A 20,721-nucleotide genomic window follows, 5' to 3' on the forward strand; every position below is an offset into this window, starting at 1 on the left:
ATATATTGAAAATATGGTAAATATTGATGAATTAAAAAATGCTTTTATATACGTAGTGTCTAGTTTTGTATTTGAAGTATATTATACCATTTTAGGTATCACAGGTAACATTATCCCACTGGGCATTGTTGTAATTTATAAGCCAGTTTAGTGCGTAATGACGCTCGTAAACTACGCCTGGGTGAACTTCTTCTATTTGTAAACCATTAATTCTTGCGTCTACACAAGCCCAATCTAAACGGTAATATAAGTCGTTTGCATTTAATATTTCTGCTGTACTTTTTACACTAGTTTGTGCGTTTATAAAATTCCAAGGATCTTTATCTTTACCTACGGGATATTGCTCTGTTGGTATATTATTTAAGTCAGCCAATGCGTTAGGAAAACCTATTTCTGTTGTCTTGTCTAATGCCCAAAAAAGCACCCAAATACACTCGCATTTCCAAGTTTCTTGACTTTTTTTGTCTTCGGTAGGGTTTTGTAAAAAATCTAATTCTTTTGGTGTTACTAAATCAGTTAAATTATATTTACTTATATACTCTAATGCATCTGAACCCGACATAGAATTAAATGCAACAAAATTAGTAACAGCTAGTATAGTTACACGCTCTGCTATTTCTTTTGCTGAACGAATTTTTACACTTTCTTCACTCTCTACAAATGGCAAGTTTTTATTTACTTTTATATTTTTTGATGCTATAAAAGTATCATTTTGCTCTTTTCTTAATTTTTGATCTTCTGTAATATTATGCATTGGTTTGTCATAATACTTAGTGTCTATATTCACTACCAGATCTTCTATTTCACAATTACCTTTACCATCTATAATTAAATCTAAATTTTTATCTAAAAAATGCTGACCATTAGATTTAGATATTGGTGCATCTGGCTGTACAAAAAGCACAGCGTCTAACTCTTGTGCTAACTCTAAAATTACTTCTTTTAAATTTTTAATGTTACCCTCTTGCTGAATAGAAAACTCTGCATTTAAGGTTTGTACTTTGGCTAAAAACAAGCCTTTTACTTTATCGTTATTAGTAGGTAAAGAATTTATATAGCCATACAAACCTTTTAAGTTCTCGTTTAAAGGGCAATCTTCTGTTGTATGAATTTGATAATCTGGCTGTAACCGTTCTCTATAATTAATAAGTAATTTACTGGCTCTACTAAATAACCCACCTTTGGTTTCTGCTACTATTTCACTAGAGTTTCCTCTGGTATTTACACTTACCTCAGAAATGCTTTTTTTTAACACTTCTACAATTTTATCTACACCAATATTATGTGTGTATACGGTACATATCATATGTATATTTTAATTTATAAGATTGATATTAAACAATCATTCCTGATTTTTTAGCATTAATAAGTTGCACATAGCCCTCAAAATAAAAAGGAATATTATCTTCCACCCCATTAACTAATCTTTTTTCAACCTTATCATTTGCTATAATTGAAGCTTCAAAATTAGGTTGACCATTAACGAGTATGGGTTGGTTTAATTTATCATACCAAAAATATTTTCCTCCAAAATTTTGTCTTGCTACTTCAAAAATATATGAGCCAACTGTTGTAATTAAATTTTGCTGTTGTTCCTTATCCATTTGCTTATAAAAATCAGACGCTTCATCTAACATATTCTCAACAACTTCTAAACTTTTAACGGAATAGTCTAATCCTTTAAAATTTTCTGAACTGCTGTTAACAAAAAATTCAGCAGATTTGGTCATATCATTTATAAAATTACATTGTTTCTCATCCAAAGATGATTCACTTTTACTTGTGTTGGTGTTCTTTTTTTTGAAGAAATTGAATAATTCCATTTTCAATATTAAATTTAAATTTATTCTTTCTGAAAAAACCAGCTATATAGAGGTGAACACTCTTAACAAGAAAAGATAGTTCTTACAGAGAGTAATTTAGAGATTGTTTTTTAATGCAGCAAAAAATTATTCGATATATGTATTTATAGAGCAGTCTAACTTGCAATTTTTAGCAAGCATTTTTCTAAAACCCACTGCTAGGTCGTACTCTTCAAAAATTAGGGCCTCTGTAATACTATCGCTAAGTATAAGTTGTTGCAACAAATACTCTACTACGTATTTATTGTCTGCGGTAAATAGTACAAATTTGGTAGTTCCCAACCTTAAAAGTTTGTTTGTATAAGATTTTTCAAATGTAATAAATACAATTTTAATTATAAGTGTAAATAAAAAACCCTTCTAAAAATTTAGAAGGGTTTAGTAAAATTATAACAAAAGTTGTTATCTGTATAATGTAAAGTGACCCATAAATTCTCTGTCATCACTTTCGCCATTAAGTTTAATAACGTACCAGTAGTCACCTGTTGGTAAATTTGTGTTTTGGTATAAACCGTCCCACCCTTGTTCATTATCTTCTAATTTATACACTTCTCTACCGTAACGGTCAAAAATAGTAATATAAATATCAGGGAACTGATCTATGTGTTTCGGAATCCAAAAATCGTTTTGGCCATCACCATCTGGTGTAAAGAAATTAGGAATTTCTATATCTATAAACTCCATAAATATGGTTTGTATAGACTCACATCCGTTTTCATCTACAACACGTACTGTATACGTATCTGTTTTAGTAATATAGAACGTATTATCTTCTCCGTTATCTACATCATTAAAGTAATATGTATAACCTGGTTTACCACCTGTTGCTAATGCAGTAATTTCATTAATACTTTGCTGCTCTGCAATTAGTTGCAATGGAGTAAAGTCCTCTATTTCAAAATCTACTGTATTTATACATCCGTTAGCGTGTGCAATAGTTATATAGTGCATACCAGGAGCTAAGTTTGTAAAGTCTGGATCTAATACCATTAACGCTGGGTCTGTAGTATCTAAACCATATAATACATCTGCTGCAACAGTAGGGTCTTCAAAAATTACTGCAACACTGTTGTTTGGAGTATCACCTGTACACTCATAAATAACCTCTGTACTTGCCGTAAGGTTTGCACCACCTTCAATCTCTACAACTTCATTAGTAATACAACCCATAGCATCTTTTACAAAAATAACGTATGTACCTGCTGCCAAGTCTGTAAACGACATTCTGCCTTCTACAAAATCTGCATCATCATTACTATTTATACTTGTACTATATGGCGCTGTACCACCAGTTGCAGTTACTGTAATTGTACCATCTTCATCACCTGCGCAAATTTCTGGTGTAGACACTAAACTCATTTGTAACTCTGCAGGTTCTGTAATTGTAAACTCTATAAGTTCAAAACAACCGTTAGCATCTTGTACAATTACACTGTAATCACCAGCAACAAGCTCATCAAACATATTTTCATCATCAAATCTATTAAGATCCGGAGATATTGCGTACTGGTAGTTACCCGTACCGCCTGTTACATTTAAAACAATACTACCATCATCATCACCATTACAACTTACATTAGTAATAACAGGTGTTACACTTAATGCTGTTGGTTCTGTAATATTAATTGCACTAGACAATGTTTCACAATCTTCACTCTGTACATTAACATAATATGTACCCATTGGTAAATCTGCAAATGTTTCTGATGTTTGGTAGGCTCTAACTTGGTTTGTTAGTGTAGCATCAGTAAACAATCCGTATTGATAGTTACCTAAACCACCATCTGCTTTTGCAGTAATTACGGCAGTACTTTCTCCGTTACAGTTAATAACCGCTGCACTTTCATCTACAACCAATGTAAGTGGCGCTATAGGATCTATAACTATTACATTAGATACTGCAGAAATACAATTAAAGTTATCTCTAACATAATATTGATGTGTACCATCTGCAAGACCAGTAAATACGTGCGTTCCAGGACCATTTGCATTGTTCATTGGTGTAAATGTTACACCGTCTGTACTCCAAGTATAAGGAGCAGTACCACCTGTTGCAGACAACTCTAACTCAGCACCAGTAGTACAACCTAATTCTGCTGTAGTTATTAATGTTGCATTTGGTTCTAAAGGATCTACAATTTCTATAATTGAAGACTCAAAAGCACAGTTCATAGCATCTACAACACTTATGCTATAGAAACCAGCACTTAAATTACCAAATGTATCTGCAGACTGACTAACACTACTTGTTTCTAATGTACTACCGCTAGCATCTGTGTATTTATTTAATACATATTTGTAGGTAGTAGTAACATTTCTTGGGTTTACAGTAAAAGTTACTGTTGCATCAGAATCTCCATAACAAACTAAATCTGTGTTTGTAATTGTTCCTGATATAGGATCTGGAACTACCAAATTAAACGCATTAGAGAAAGTGCTAGAACATCCCAGAGCATCATCTACAGTAACAGTGTATTGGCCTGCAGCTAAGTTTTGGAATAAGTATGAGTTAACACCACTTACTGTTTCTGTAGCCAGAGTAACATTATTTACAATAGAAATTGTATATGGAGCTAAACCTCCTGTTGGTTTAATATTTGCCGTACCCATATCATTTGTACAGCCAACATCTTCTGTAGCTATAGGATCTAATGCTAAAGCAGCACTTGGAGACTTTACATTAAACAATCTATTTTGAGTACAATCTGGGAAACCATCTTGTATTACCTCTACTCTGTAATTACCAGCTGGCACGTTAATAGGTGCAGTAGGTCCAAAATCTGCAGAACTACCACTTCTAATAGCCAGACCATCATCTAAAGGATCTGCTGGTGTATTATTAGTTTCATAAATTCTGTATGTAAATCCTCCTGTATAAGTGGCATCACTTATAGTTAACCTAACTAGTCCTTCAGTACCAAAACAAATAACATCAGATACTATCTCTACATGAACATCAAAAGTATTAGGCTCTGATACAATGTGCTCTGTAGTTATTTGACAACCAGTAGTTGTATTTTCTACTAATATAGTATGCGTACCTGGTTGTAAATCTGCAAACAAATTAGATGCTTGAGGTGTACCACTTGGCAATAATGTAAATTGATAATCGCCAGGGTTAGCACCAGTAGTATAACTTGTAATGCTACCTGTAACATCTACCCTAATATCTTCGCCAGCATTAGAACAAGCTATTGCGTCTGTTACAACAGCATTGGCCGTTAGCAATTGATTGTATGCTAACACTGTAACTGTTTGCTCTGCACTACAACCTTTATCATCAATAACACGTACTATAACATCACCACCAGCAAAATCTGTATAAATATATGTGGCATTTGTACCTGTTTGTAATATATCTCCAGTAGTTACATCTTCAAACTCATAACGAGAATAAGTGTTACTACCACCAGTTATACTAGTTTCATCTAAAACAATAGTTGCATTGTTTGTAGTATTATCTGTTGTACAACCAAATTGGTTAACAACTGGTGTAGCAAACGCTACTACATTTGGCTCACCTACCACTATAGATGTTCTAGTAGTTACACAACCGTTAGGACCAACTCCAGACACATCATAAGTACCTGCCGCTAAGCCTGAGAACGAATTTGTAGTAGGATTGTAAGTTGCTACATTAGGTGAAATAGAGTATGATAATGGATTATTTCCATTATTAACTTCAGTAATTTTAATTATACCGTCTGCAGAGCTGTTGCATGTTAAGTCTGTAGCTGTAGCAGTAAAGTTTGGCTGTATTGCAGCAGGAACATTTACTGTAAACGTTCTTACACAAACTGGTGTAGATGTGCTTGCATCATAAACCATAACCGTGTACGTATCTGCAACTGTTACCGCTGCGCTTACAGATGTTGTAAATGCTGTTCTAGCAACAATTTCTGTAGCAGATGAATCTTCTATTCTATATTCATAATTTCCAGAGCCTTGTGAAGCTGTAATTAATATTTCTGCGTCATTAGTACAACCTAAACTTTGTTCTAAAGTTGCAGTAGCTTGTAAAGTTGGGTAAACTTCTGTTGGGAATGAATCTGTACATCCGTTACCATCTTTTACAAAAACAGTATATGTACCCACTGCTACATTATTAAACACTCCTCCGTTTGAAACGTAATTTGCACCACCATCTATAGAATATACAAGTGTAGCTGAATCTCCAAGTGTTGTAATAACATTTAAGGTTGCAGTAGTACCACAGTTATTAACCTCAACATCATTAATTGTTGGGTTAGCTGCTAGTGACATATTAATAGTGCCTAGAGGATACTCACAGCCATATTGGTCACTAATACTTACTGTATAATTACCTGCAACAGAACCTTCAGGAATCTCTAAAGGATTATCTGGCGTACCCGTAGCAATAACTGTAGCTGAAGGGTCTGTAAGTGTAAATGTGTATGTGCCACCACCACCAGTGATGTTTTCTACGGCAATAAGTCCTGGACTAGAACATGTAATATCTTCCAATTTTCTTAAGGTTGCAGATATTGGATCTAACTCTTCTAACAATACATTTTCTGAAGCTGATATACAGGTATCTGTAGCACCATCAATTTCTGTTACCACAATGTAGTACTCATCTGGCACCAAATTGGTTATTTGTAAGTTACTGTTAAAAGTAACAATTGTACCTGCCATACCAGGAGTAGTACCATTACCACTAGATCTGATAATGTTACCTGCTATATTGTACAATTCCCATCTGTATTGTGATCCAAAAGGAGCGGCATTATCTGTAATTGTAAAATCTATTGTTGCATTATCTGCCCCATCACAAGAAGGAGTCGATGTAAAATCAACATCTAAAGGAAGTGGATTTACAATATCGTTCACATTTACATCACTCTGGCGTACACAACCATTAAAATCACGTACATAAAACACATAAGTTCTACCAGGAGTTAAGCCTGTCCACAAGTAATTACCGTGCCCTGCCGGAACTGTTACAGCCGATCCTGAAGAATCATTTACCGAACCACCAGCTATCCAAGTAGCAGCAGCAGGGTTAAAGTTTGCAGGATCTTCAGAAAATGCATACTCATAACCAGGAGTACCTTGGGAGCCTTGTACTTTAACTTGTAACTCATTACAATTTACAACAACAGCGTCTATGGTAATATCTAAGTTATCTAAAGGATAAGGGATTGTATATCTTGGAAAATCTGTTTGACAAACAGTATTTCCAGAGCCATCTACCGTTCTCATAGAAGGGTAAACACTTTCTCCTGATAAATAACCTGTTAACCTATCTGATGTTCCAGGAACCGAGTTATCTGCTGTCCAAGTAGCACCACCATCTGCACTAAACTCTATTGTTCCTAATGTAGATGGGTAAGCATCAAATCTAAAACCAAAATCACTAGCAGTACCAGTACAAGTAACAGGTGTAACCCCTATAATATCTGCCGTTAACTCGTCAGGATTGTTAATAATTACATTAGGAGTTGTGGTTACTGTACAACCACTGGCATCTGTAATATTAATTGTATAGTTTCCTGGGTTTAAATTATAAAAAGTTTTGGTGTTGTTAATTACATTAGTAACTGTCTCGTTAGAGGCACCAGCATTATCTATATCTACAATTTGATAAGTGTAAGGTGCTATACCAGAAGTAATTTCTACTGCTATAGTTCCTAAACCGTTATAACAATCAGGATCTGTTGGATCTGCTGTAAATGTTAAAGGTGTTGCTGGGTTTACTGTTACGGTCTCCATAAACTCACAATGTGGGTCTGCTGCGCCGTTGTCCCATACATAAACATCATAAGTACCTGCATCTGCTGCAGCTACAGTAAATGTGTCTGTTCCTGAAAAATCTGCTGCAGTAACAGGAGTTGTAGTTGGTACAAAAGCATAAGCTAAATTACCATCTCCTCCTTGTGCATCTACAGTTATACTACCATCTGCGCAAGAACTAACATCTTCAACCTCTACTATAGCCCTTAAATTAGGTTGTATTACTATAGTTTTTAGTATTGATACACATCCAAAAGCATCTGTTACTTCAATATCATAACTACCGTTAGACAAACCAGTAAAAATATGTTCGTTAGAATTTGCAGGAATTGGACTTACCCAGGCATTTCCATTTATTCTAAAATTGTAGTCGCCATTACCACTAGTAACGGTAACTGTTATAGTTGCATTATTACTGCCATCATAACATGATGTAGCCGATAAATCAAAATCAATATCATCAAATTTATCTACGGTTACAGCTGTTGTTGTTACAACTTCGCAACCTTTATTATCTTTAACACGAACTACATAATCACCCTCAGTTACGTTTATAAAATTAGTATCTGTTTGGTATGCTCTTACTATAGAATTATCAGCAGCTCTTTCTAACTGATATTCATAACCTGGAGAACCACCCGTAGCAGAAGCTGTTAATGTTGCACCTGTGTTAAAACACGTATATGCAGAAGTCTCACTTAAACTTGGTAGTATTGCTGCTGGCTCTGTTAATGTTGCATTAAAGTTTGTAATACAAGCATTATCACTAACCTTACGTACTTGCACATTATATGTACCATCTGCTAAACTTGCCGCTGTTGTAACTGGTGATGTTAAAGATGTTATCCAAGTTGTACCGCCATCTACAGAATATTCAAAGCCTGTTACAGTATCAAAATTAGAAACTTCAAAACGAATAGTACCATCTGAACCACCATTACAATTAGGATCTTTTGTTCCTAATAATGCGGCACTAAATTCTTTATTATCTTCTACAATTACAGTAATATCTGCAGATTGTGCACAAGCTTCTGGGGCTTGTGTTGCTCTAAGGTCATCTATAATTAAATCGTTACCATCATTACTATTTACATTGTTACGTATAACAATACCCACAGTGGTATTTGCACCAGGATTAAAAGTAACCGTACGGTTATGCCAATCATCTACATTTGTATTTTTAGGAATTTCTGCAGTTGCAACACTAGAAATTACAGTACCAGAACCGTCTACCAGTTCTATTGTCATTTCTGGATTATTGCCGCTACTACCTACTTGCATTAAATTATATGCCCACAAAGAAAAAGTAATGTCTTGGTTTGGTAACACCTCTATACCTGTTCTAGACCATAGCACACCGTTTAAAACTGGCGCTGCATATACGTCTGAAAATGTACTAACATCAATAGCTAAGAAACGACCATCTGCTAAACCTGTATGATCATTAGGGCTTCTAAAGCTAGGAACCGGATTGGTTACAAAATTTGTAACTGTATATTCTCCGTTTACTAAAATACCAGCCGGACCACGATTACAAGCTGTTTCTGCACCACTTTGCGGCTCATAACAATAATCAGATCCTATTTCTGCTATTTGTGTAGTAGCACCTGCTCCAAAACTCTCATAAAACAATGTAGACTGGCTAGCTGTTAATGCACTTGCATAATCTACAGTAATAGTATGAGAACCATTAGTTACACCTGTAAAAATATTATTATCTGCTGGTGTATTATCTACTGTATTTAGTTTATAAACATATCTAAAGTCTGCTGTATTAGAAGGTGTTACAGTTATTGTACCATCTCCAATACAATCATACGCAATATCAGTATTAAAAGTTGGTGCAGTAATTGGATCTGGAACCGTAATTTCCATCTCATAAGTACACCCTAAACTATCTCTTAAAACTAATTCATAATCTCCTGGAGCTAAATTTGCTGTATCTGTAGCACTAAAAGTACCTCCGCCGTTAAAGCTAAACTCATAAGTACCATTTCCGCCATTAGGGTTTAGTATTTTTACCAAAGCACCTGCAGGGTTACAAGAAGCATCTTCAATAATAGCTGCAGAAGCTGTTAATCTAAACGGCTGATCTATTTCATAATCTTCACTTACTATACAACCTGTATCTATTGTATCACCACTTGCATCCATAACTGTTATAGTATAAATACCTGCAGCTAAGTTGCTAAACTCATTTACAGTTTGGTAATTTGTACCACCATCTAAACTATACCTGTAAGGAGCTGTACCACCAGTAACATTTACTGTTAATGTAGATGTTGCAGAATCTGCACAAGTAATTGTGCTATGTGAAGCTGTAATTTCTGGTGTTCCTAAATCTTCAACTCTAACCGGAACAGATGTAGCATAACAACCATTATTATCTCTTACTATAAAAACGTACTCACCTTCTTCATTAGGATAATAAGTTAAAGGCGAACCTCTATACCCAAATAAGAAACTAGTACTTTCTGTAAAGGCAGAATCTGGTATAGAAGCCTCATCAGCATATAATGCAACACCGTCTTTACTCCAAATTGCCATTTCATAAACTGGACTAGGTAAACCGCCAGTAGGAGTTAAGTTTACTGTACCCGCAGTACAAGTAATATTTGCCGTAGTAACAGCCCCTAACTTAAGTTCTTCTATTTCGCCTACAGTTATATCTTGAGAATTAAAACAACCATCTTGTGTAGTAGTAATTACTATATAATTACCAGCTGTAACACCTGTAAACTCATATGTATTATCATTCACAGTTGGATGATTACGTAATGGAGAACCATCACCTCCATTAGAACCATCATCTAAACGTAGTTCATAACCATAATTAGGTAGTGCATTAGATGCCTGTACAGTTATTGTACCTCCATTATTACAATCTTCTGGAGTTGTAGTAATGTTAACAGTAAAAATATCTTCCCTAACACCAATATCTTCAGTTTCAAAAATACAAGCTCCATCTATAGGTGAGTTATCTGCAGGATTTAATTGCGTTACCTGTACTTTGTATGTACCTACAGTTGCAATATCAAAATTTGGTCCGTTGTTTGCAGAAAAAGGAACTACTACAGCTCCACTAACGGCATCTATTAACTGAAAACCATATCCTGAACCTACATTGGTAATTCTAATATTACCATCTGTATCACATAATATATTTTTTGAGGTAAACTCTATATCTAATTCATTTTTATAAACTGTAAAATAAAAACGACTAAAACATCCACCAGTATAACTTACAACAACTCTATATTCACCGCTTTCTGTTGCAGTAAAATTATCTACATTAGAAACTGCGTTCCAAGTACAAGTTAAATTTTTATTTGCACAATCGTCACCAGCATCAGAACAGCTAGCATCATCCAATTTTTCCCAAGTAATACTTTCTGCGTCTGTAATACCCAGTTGTATTGTTGCCTCATCTGTAGCACCACACAGGTATATTTTTGGTAATAAACTACCGTCTATAGGGCACGTTGCTATTTCTCCCTGTAAATCATTATCTGGGTTAGTATCACTATTTACATAGTTAAAATAGTCTAATACTGGGTTTGTTTGCGTTGTACCAAAACGTTCTACAGTAATACGCTCTACTAAATTAGGGCAAGTACCATCTCCTGTTTTTTCTACAATAAAATTACCAATATCAGTTGTACGATATGTTCTTGGATCTGAATCTGGATCACCATCATTTAAAACCGTATCACCAGCATCTACCACACCATTATTATTATTATCTAATACCCAGTTGTAAGATGTAAACCCTTCACCAGCTGTTAAAACTACAAAGTCTCCACATAGTTGAACTGTTCTAGCTTGGTTACAAGATGACAAGTCACTTAAAATTGAATTACTTGCTACTTCTGGATCTCTTGTACAAGCTCCAATAGAAGTTGCTCCTCCTTCATCTGTAAAAGTATTTGTGTTTATTGTTCCTTGGTAGGTAGAATACGCTATGTTTTCTAAAGTTGAAGAACAAGCTGCTACAAACTCTGAACAATTAGCTGTAATAGATACTTTTATTCTTATTACATATTCTGTATCCCCTACTTCTACCAGATTATCTGGTACAGTAAAGTTTAATGTATTGTTAGCAATATCATGTGTATAAGTAACTCCAGGAGCACCAGAAACATCTACGCCATCTAAAATAACATTTTCTGGCAGTATATTTCTTATGGTATAGTTTGTAGCATCATCATCTCCTGTGTTTTGAAAACGCAGTACATATTGCATTGTTTGTCCTAAAGTTACATCATCACCATTAATATCGTTACCAGATAAATCTTCAACAGTATTACCTAATAAAATTTCTGGAGCTAAAACCTCTACATATGACGCTGCTATTACAGTACCATCTGTAGGATCTACAGCTGGTGTGCCTGCTCCATAAACTCCATCATCTCCACCATCTGCATTATCATCTTTGTAATATTCATTAGCATCACTACAGCCATCACCATCACTATCTAAATCTAAATGATCTGGTATACCGTCTCCATCTGTATCTAAATTAGCACAAAAACCAGAAAATGAATCTGTATTGTATGCTAAAAAGGCAATATCTGCATCATTAGATAATTCTAAACGTAAAAATGCAACATCTCCAATATTTGCTGCAGGTATACCAAATTCTGACAACTCTATAGTTGCTAAACGGTATTCTCTAGTTGTATTGGCAAAGAAAACACTACCGTTAGGGTAGTAAACATCTAAATCATAAGAACCTACTACAGAAGATAACGCACCACTACCCGATGCTTGTACTTGTACTGCGTTACCTAAAGGAGCTCCGTTAGCATCATACAAGCTAATAACGTGCCCTGCTCCTCCTGGTTGTGCAATTTGGGTTAATAAAATATCTGGTATACCATCACCAACAGTAGTTGCTACAATTGGGTCTATCTCATAGGTCCAACTGTTTCCTATATTAGCTATACCAGTACCTAAATCTAAACTATTTTGACCGTTTGTTAATAATGGATTTAATGGGTCTGTAGTTGGGTCTCCTACTACAGTTAACCCTAAAGCATTATTAACATCTCCATCATTTAGACTAGCCTCTATAGTCATTTCGCCATAAATATTGTTAGAAGGTGTTAAACCTAACCAATTAGATTCTGAAATGCTTAAATCTGAAGAACCATCATTATTAGTATCAATACCGTCCATTAACCCATTACTATTAGCATCAAAAAGATCATCATCTATAACACCTGTAGAAAAAGTAGTTCCGCCAGATGTAAATGCCAATAACTCATGAGATAAATTTGGTCTAACAGTATTTGGACTTGCTGAAGAACTTCTCCAAAAATCATTAAAATTGGTAAAGATTTCTGTTACAGATGTTCCTCCTTGTACTGTTGTTGAAGGAGAGGTAAATGTTACATCACTAGAAATAGTACAAAGTTGTTCTACAGAATCATAAATTCCGTCATTATCATCATCTAAGTCAACAGAGTCTATAACTCCATCGTTATCATAGTCATTATGTACAATAATTCTTGCTGTAGGACTATCTGTAGTAATATTAGTATCTGTTTGGTCTTGTGTATTTGTTACCGTATTTACCAAACTCACCAAAGGAAGAATATCTATTTCATCTCCTCTAACTACCAGTTCTAATGTAGCAGTATCTCCACCATCTAATGTACCTATATTCCATACATTACCACTAAAACTACCAGTAATTGTAAAGCTAGACACTAAGGTTAAGCCAGTAGGTATATTATCTGTTATTTGAAGATTTGTAAGTGGGCCAAGTCCTAAGTTACGTACTTTAATAGTAAAGGTTGCTGTTTCACCCTCTACAATCTCAGGTTTATCTACTGTTTTATCTAAAACAACATCCGGATCACAATACAATGCATCTATAGGCTGAGAATCATATGTACAAGGACCTTTGGTACCTCTTACAAAAAATTCTCCAGCGCCAGATGGTGCATACGTAGGGCTGTTTGCTCCTGGTATAAGTACACCATCCTCATACCACTGGTAAGCATCAAAATTACCTGTAGCTTCATATATTTCAGATCCTACAAAACAACCGCTACCTCCTCTAATTTCTAAAGTAACTTCTGGTACCGTATCAAAACCAGAAAAATATCCAGCAACACCTCTAGCTCCGTTATAACCAAAAAAACCAATAGCTACAGGACCAGTAGATTGTACACTTATATTACCATTTAAATCTGGTATAAAAAATGTTTTCCAATCTGGTGTACCTGCAACAGGTACTGAGGCTGGCATAGATGTTATTTCTGTTCCGTTTTCAAAAACTTTAATATTGGCATCTGGAGTGTTAGTGGCTGCAATTATAGTTACACCACCTGTTACCGTAGTACCTGCCATATTTCTAATATCAGGAATATTATCCATATTATCTGGCAACAAACAATTTACAGGCGCTACAAAGTTTAAACCTTGTGTATACACTTCCGCTGCACCGGCCATACATTGGTAAGCGTAGGCATCTTTAGATGTTTGTACAAACATATTTGCACCAACACTATTGCTAGAGTAATAACTACTTGGTATTTCAAAATAGTCTCCGTCATTAATTGTTGCTATTGGTGTTGTACTACCATTAACATATATATTAGTATTGTCTGCTGTACCTATAATTAATGGAAATTCTGTAGTACCATTTGTACTACCATTACCTCTTACAAATACGTAATCTTTTCCTAATTTATTTTCCGGTACAGGTTGATCTATACCTGCATCTCGGTTTGATGAACCTACCTGACGACCAAAGTTCATACCACCGTTACTAATTACAATATTTTTTGTTGATTTAATAGTGGCTCCTATCCAACCATCTCTTTGTGCTTGTGTAGGAGAGTTACCAACGTAAGCTTCAAAAACAAAAGATTCATTTGCATTTAATGTTATTTGGTACGTGTTATCTGTATGTCCGTCTACATCATTACCATTTCTAAAAACACAGTCTGGATCATACCCATATACATCTACTACGGTATTGTCTTCTGTTGCCATAATACCAAGTGTATTAGATTTAGATGAGTGCTGACCTAAGTTAGGTATACCTCCCCATTTAAAACTAGTACCCATAGCAACCCTACCCTTAGATGTTAAGGATGCAGCCTGTGCAGCAGAATATCCTCTATAGTTAACATAAAATTTATTTCCGCTGGGCGACTCAAATCGTAAACCACTGTTGTTTAAAACAACACCCGTGTTTTCATTGGTAACCAAGGTAATATTATTATCTCCGTTAGCAAGTGTGTAAACAGCAGGACTAACATTAGAGATATTAAAAGTTGCAATTGGCGTTGTATTTGTACCCCTATAAGCATTAACCGTAAAGGTAGTTGGCTCTGGCGTAGATAAATAAACAGCTTGTTGCTGCACAGCTTGGTTGTTTTGCCCTTGCTTTAGTGGCGGTAAATAATGTAAATCACTTAACTGAGCTTGAATGGAGAAACTAAAGCCTATTAGCAATAGAAATAAAATAAGTATTTTTTTGTTCATCAGATGGTATTTTGTTGTAACAACACTATAATTAATACTATCAAAAAGAACATTAAGTAGGCATAAATGCAATATTTTGTTGTAAAACAGCATTAGGTTGTTGCCACAATAACAATTGTGAACATCAAGAAAAATGAAAAGCTAAATTGATTTTTTAAAATATGTAAAAAACATCGGTGAATGCACTATTTTTAAGCACTACAAAGAAAATAAGGCAAAAAAAACACAGATGAATTTTATCGTATTTTAATAACTCTACATCTAAAATATTTCTTGCTTATAATCAAAAAATATAATGCTTTATACTTTCCAAATATCATTCATTTCCTCTAAAGTTTTTCCTTTGGTTTCTGGAATAAACTTATACACAAAAAACGCCGCTAAAATGGCCATAACTCCATACACCCAATATGCAAAACCGTGATTAAATTTCTCTACTAAATAACTGTTTTTATCCATCATAGGAAACGTCCACGAAACAAAATAATTTGCTATCCATTGTGCCGCTACTGCTACAGCTAAGGCTTTACCTCTAATGCTATTAGGAAAAATTTCTGATAAAAGAACCCAAGCCACAGGTCCCCAACTCATTGCAAAACCAGCTACATATACCAACATACAAACCAATGCAAACACTCCCAAAGATGTAGTATAAAATGCTGTTCCTAGGGCTAACATAGCAATAGCCATACTTACAGCACCAATAATCATTAACGGTTTTCTGCCAAATTTATCTACCGTTTGTATGGCTAACACTGTAAAAAGTAAATTAATAGCACCCACAATTATAGTTTGCAACAATGCTACATCTGTACCAGAACCCATACTTTTAAAAATTTCTGGCGCATAATATAACACTACATTAATACCAACAAATTGCTGAAAAACGGATAGTAAAACACCTATTATAATAATAGGTACGCCATATGAAAATAACTTTGCAGAGTGGTTAGTAACTGTACTTTTTATTTGATTTAAGATTACTGGAGCATTATCTACACCGTTAACTTTAATTAATACATCTAATGCTTTTTTAGGGTTAGATTTTAAAACCAAAGATCTTGGGGTGTCTGGCACAAAAAGTAAAAAAAATAGAAACAAACTTGCAGGTATTATTTCTGATGCAAACATCCAACGCCAACCAAGGGTATTTAACCAAATATTATCTCCTTGACTAGATATATAATAATTGACAAAATATACAACCAACATACCAAATATTATAGCAAACTGATTCATTGAAACTAACTTTCCTCTTTTATTAGCTGGAGCAATTTCTGCAATGTACAAAGGTGATAACATAGACGCTAACCCAACACCTATACCTCCAATAATGCGGTATAAGATAAAAATATACATAAAAGTATGGTCTGCCTCTCCTATTGGTTTTACAAACAGCTCTGGCATAGCAGAACCTAAGGCTGATATTAAAAACAAAGTAGCTGCTAAGATTAACCCTTTTTTTCTTCCAAGTATTTTACTTATTAGACCACCAAAAACACCACCAATTATACACCCTATTAATGCGCTAGACACTAAAAAACCTAGTCTTGCATTAGAGGCAGTTTCAGACAAGCCAAATGGTAGCACAAAAAACTGTTCTAAAGAACTTACAGTTCCAGATATTACTGCTGTATCATATCCAAATAGGAGTCCGCCTAAAGTAGCTACCAAGGTTAACTTCCATAAAAAAAAGGTATTAGTAGAGGTCTTCATAGGTTTAAAAAGGTTAGTTGGTTATGTATATGACTATAAAAAAGGCGTAAACCATTTTATTTAAGTTTACACCTTTTTACTTATTATATATATTGATTTACGATGTTTTCAAACAATTCTTGTTTTCCACTAATTAAATCTAATTCGCCATTTTCTAGTGCTATTTTATGTAAATCTTGAAGGTTTAATTTTCCATCTTCAAACTCCTTACCTTTTCCTGAATCAAAAGAGGCATAACGTTTTTTTCTAAGCTCATCATAAGTAGAAGAAGTTATAATTTTATCTGCTGTTAGTAATGCTCTTGCAAAGGTATCTGCTCCTCCAATATGAGCTAAAAATACGTCTTCTAAATCTGTAGAATTTCTTCTAATTTTAGCATCAAAATTAACACCACCACCTTGCAAGCCTCCAGACTTTAAAAATACCAGCATTGCCTCTGTAGTTTCTTGTATATTATTAGGAAATTGGTCTGTATCCCAACCGTTTTGATAATCACCACGGTTAGCATCAATACTACCAAGCATACCTTCGTTGGCTGCAACTTGCAACTCATGCTGAAAAGTGTGTTGTGCCAAAGTAGCGTGGTTTACCTCTATATTAATTTTAAAATCTTTATCTAAGCCATACTTACGTAAAAAACCAATTGCCGTAGCCGAATCAAAATCGTATTGATGTTTCATTGGTTCCATAGGTTTTGGCTCAATAAAAAACGTTCCTTTAAACCCTTGAGATCTTGCATAATCTTTAGCTGTAGTTAAAAACTGCGCCATATGGTCTAATTCTCTGCCCATATCTGTATTTAACAAAGACATATAACCTTCTCTACCACCCCAAAACACATAGTTTTCTCCGTTTAAAGCAATGGTAGTGTCTAATGCTAACTTTACTTGTGCTCCTGCTCTGGCAACCACATTAAAATCTGGATTAGTAGCAGCACCATTCATATACCTTGGGTTAGAAAAACAGTTTGATGTTCCCCAAAGTAACTTCACTTTTGAAGCTTCCATTTTATCCTTTAGATAATCTGTAATACTATGAATTCTTTTTTCAGACTCTACTAAAGTTGAACCTTCATTAATCAAATCAAAATCGTGAAAACAATAATAATCAAATCCCATTTTTGTTATAAATTCAAAAGCTGCATCTGCTTTATCTTTTGCTGCTTGTAATGGGTCTGATGAAGAGTCCCAAGGAAAATTTTGAGTTCCAGGTCCAAAAGGATCAGAACCTTGACCGCAGAAAGTATGCCAATACGCAATGGCAAATTTAAAATGCTCTTTCATTGTTTTACCAGCCACAACTTGGTCTGGATTATAGTATTTAAATGCTAATGGGTTTGCTGAGTCTTTACCTTCAAACTTTATATCTCCTATGCCTTTAAAGTATTCTTTATTGCCAATTAATGCCATATTATTTATGTTTTAAAATTGTTTCTAATTCGTATTTCCATTTTTCATATGCCTTAACATAAGACAATTTATCCTCTAATGGTTTGTATGTTTTTACAAGGTCGTTAGCAGTACTATTATTTTTAAAATCTGTAAAATCGCCATCAATTACGCCTGCTGCCCTTGCTGCACCAACTGCTCCCGTTGTATTGTATATTTCTATTTCAAAGCCAATTAATGTAGCCACTGTAGTAGAGAAAATTTCGGATCTAAATAAGTTGTCATTACCTGCTCTAATAACATTAATAGCAGTATTATCATCTTTTAAAATTTGCATTCCGTAAGCAAAAGAAAAAGCAATACCTTCTAATGCCGCTCTATATAAATGGGCGTTTGTATGTTTGTTTAGGTTTAGATTACAAAAATGAGTCCCTATAGTTTTGTTATTAAACATACGTTCTGCACCATTACCAAAAGGTATTAAGCTTAACCCATTAGACCCCACAGAAATTTTAGAGGCCATTTTATTCATTTCATCATAACTATTAACCCCTAAATTATCTTTTAGCCAACGGTATTGAATTCCGGCTCCGTTTATATTTAAGAGTTTACCTAACACAGGCTTTTTTTGTGTATAATTAACGTGAGCAAAATGGTTAATTCTAGATGTTTCTTTAGACTGCAGCTTATTTGTTACCGCATATACAACTCCAGATGTACCACCAGTTGCAGCAACTTCTCCGTGTTTTAATACATTAAGTGATAATGCATTATTAGGCTGGTCACCTGCTCTATAATTAATAGGTATACCAACAGGTAACCCTGATGCAATTGATGCTCTTTTAGTTACGAGACCCTGGCTTGTAAAATTTGATACAATTGTTGGTGTTAAGTCTTCATTTATATTATAATGCTCTAATAAAAATGAAGCCAACTCATCATTTTTAAAATCCCACAAAATTCCTTCAGACAATCCGTTTTTTGTTGTGTTAACTTCTCCCGTAAACTGCATTGCAATAAAATCTCCCGGAAGTATATATTTATAAATTTTATTGTAAACATCTGGTTCATTATCCCTAACCCATTTTAATTTAGATGCCGTAAAATTTGCAGGTGAATTTAAAAGCCTTGTTGCACATTTATGTTTACCAATTTCTATAAATGCCTTTTCTCCAATTTCTACAGCCCTACTATCGCACCAAATAATAGCATTACGTAAAGGGTTTAAGTCTTTATCTACAACTACTAAACCGTGCATTTGGTAAGAAATACCTATTGCAGATATTTTAGATGCGTTAATACCAGATTCTTTAATTGCCCGTTTTGTAGCATTGCATACGTGTTTCCACCATTCATTAGGATCTTGTTCTGCCCAATTTGGTTGATGAGCAATAATTTCCATTTCGGTTTCTGGTTCATTAACAACAATTATTTGTTTACCTGTATCTGTATCTACCAATGCTGCTTTAACTGATGAACTACCAATATCATACCCTATATAATACATACTTATAAAGATTCTCTTAATATTAATTTTGTTGGAATATAGCTTTGCAAAGGCTTATCATTGGTTACAAAAGAAGCAGCTGTAGAACCTAGAGCTTTAAAATCTGTAGACACTACACTAATACCTTTATAAATAAATTTTTTCATTGGAGTTTCATTGTAAGATAAAAAACCTACATCTGTACCTGGCTCTAGGTTATGCTCTTTACATTGTTCTAAAAAATTACCTAAAACTCTATCACTTACACTTATGTAAGCTTCATTATTTATAACCTTAAAGTCATTTACATCTAATACAACATCAAAATCTAAATTGTTTTCCTTACAGAATTTCTTAAAATATGTAACAGTTTCAAAAGGATGAAATGTGAATGTAGGATACACAAAGACCAAGCGTTTGTATTTTTTAAAACTAGAGATAGCTTCATTTAAAGCACTAGAAAACGAAGCACCAAAATCTTGAAAAACGTAGTTATTATTTTCTTTTGCGTGTATGTTCCAATCTATTAAAAGTAAATTACTAGTATCAAAATCAGATAAAATTTCTGCTACTTCTTTATTATTAAAGTTCATTACCACATACTTATAATATTTACCTTTACTATTGTTAAGTATGGTTTTAAAATTGTTTATTTTATAATGATGAAACTGTACATCTACAATTACATTTTTTGGGAGGTTATTTACAAAAGAATGATATAAAACTTCTTTATAGGCTTTAAAAGTATCTAAAACCAAAAGCACTTTTTTAGTATCATTAGCTATATAATACCCTTTGTTAGGCACTGATACTATTACACCATATTCTTTTAAAAGTGAATACGCTTTAAATACAGTATCTCTAGACAAATTAAAGTCTTTACATACCTTATTTACAGAGGGTAACGCATCTCCATTAGTTAATACGTTTGTAGCTAAAGCATCATTAATAGCGTTAACCAATTGTAAGTATTTTGGTATATCACTATTAGAATTAATTTCAAATTTCATAAACC

8 protein-coding genes are annotated in these 20,721 nt (G+C 34.1%); all 8 read right to left on the minus strand.

Features of this window, described 5'->3' with window-relative positions:
• Nucleotides 1-91 precede the first annotated feature (91 nt).
• The gene (locus PBN93_RS15390) at nucleotides 92-1,306 is read right to left on the minus strand and encodes a DUF4272 domain-containing protein (RefSeq protein ID WP_271081045.1); all 1,215 of its coding nucleotides are present in this window, start codon (nucleotides 1,304-1,306) and stop codon (nucleotides 92-94) included.
• 28 nt (nucleotides 1,307-1,334) lie between these two features.
• Complete coding sequence (locus PBN93_RS15395) at nucleotides 1,335-1,823, minus strand: hypothetical protein (RefSeq protein ID WP_271081046.1); 489 nt, start codon at nucleotides 1,821-1,823, stop codon at nucleotides 1,335-1,337.
• 126 nt (nucleotides 1,824-1,949) lie between these two features.
• Complete coding sequence (locus PBN93_RS15400; protein ID WP_034646407.1) at nucleotides 1,950-2,144, minus strand: hypothetical protein; 195 nt, start codon at nucleotides 2,142-2,144, stop codon at nucleotides 1,950-1,952.
• A gap of 120 nt (nucleotides 2,145-2,264) precedes the next feature.
• Entirely contained in the window at nucleotides 2,265-15,116 is a 12,852-nt protein-coding gene (locus PBN93_RS15405; RefSeq protein WP_271081047.1) for a T9SS type B sorting domain-containing protein, read from the minus strand.
• A gap of 300 nt (nucleotides 15,117-15,416) precedes the next feature.
• Nucleotides 15,417-16,832, minus strand: a complete 1,416-nt coding sequence (gene xylE / locus PBN93_RS15410; RefSeq protein WP_271081049.1) for a D-xylose transporter XylE — start codon at nucleotides 16,830-16,832, stop codon at nucleotides 15,417-15,419.
• Between the two features lie 83 nt (nucleotides 16,833-16,915).
• The gene (gene xylA, locus PBN93_RS15415) at nucleotides 16,916-18,241 is read right to left on the minus strand and encodes a xylose isomerase (RefSeq protein ID WP_077399976.1); all 1,326 of its coding nucleotides are present in this window, start codon (nucleotides 18,239-18,241) and stop codon (nucleotides 16,916-16,918) included.
• 1 nt (nucleotide 18,242) lies between these two features.
• Entirely contained in the window at nucleotides 18,243-19,727 is a 1,485-nt protein-coding gene (locus PBN93_RS15420; protein ID WP_271081050.1) for a xylulokinase, read from the minus strand.
• A 2-nt stretch (nucleotides 19,728-19,729) separates the two neighbouring features.
• Nucleotides 19,730-20,716 (minus strand): GntR family transcriptional regulator, encoded by a 987-nt coding sequence (locus PBN93_RS15425; RefSeq protein ID WP_271081051.1) that lies wholly within the window; start codon nucleotides 20,714-20,716, stop codon nucleotides 19,730-19,732.
• Between the last annotated feature and the right edge of the window lie 5 nt (nucleotides 20,717-20,721).

This window comes from Cellulophaga omnivescoria (genome assembly GCF_027915275.1).
GTDB lineage: Bacteria > Bacteroidota > Bacteroidia > Flavobacteriales > Flavobacteriaceae > Cellulophaga > Cellulophaga omnivescoria.

Bases quoted from the DNA above. Each gene is read 5' to 3' on its own strand.
- PBN93_RS15390 (WP_271081045.1), bottom strand. From the start codon at position 1,306: ATGATATGTACCGTATACACACATAATATTGGTGTAGATAAAATTGTA.
- PBN93_RS15395 (WP_271081046.1), bottom strand. From the start codon at position 1,823: ATGGAATTATTCAATTTCTTCAAAAAAAAGAACACCAACACAAGTAAA.
- PBN93_RS15405 (WP_271081047.1), bottom strand. From the start codon at position 15,116: ATGAACAAAAAAATACTTATTTTATTTCTATTGCTAATAGGCTTTAGT.
- xylE (WP_271081049.1), bottom strand. From the start codon at position 16,832: ATGAAGACCTCTACTAATACCTTTTTTTTATGGAAGTTAACCTTGGTA.
- xylA (WP_077399976.1), bottom strand. From the start codon at position 18,241: ATGGCATTAATTGGCAATAAAGAATACTTTAAAGGCATAGGAGATATA.
- PBN93_RS15420 (WP_271081050.1), bottom strand. From the start codon at position 19,727: ATGTATTATATAGGGTATGATATTGGTAGTTCATCAGTTAAAGCAGCA.
- PBN93_RS15425 (WP_271081051.1), bottom strand. From the start codon at position 20,716: ATGAAATTTGAAATTAATTCTAATAGTGATATACCAAAATACTTACAA.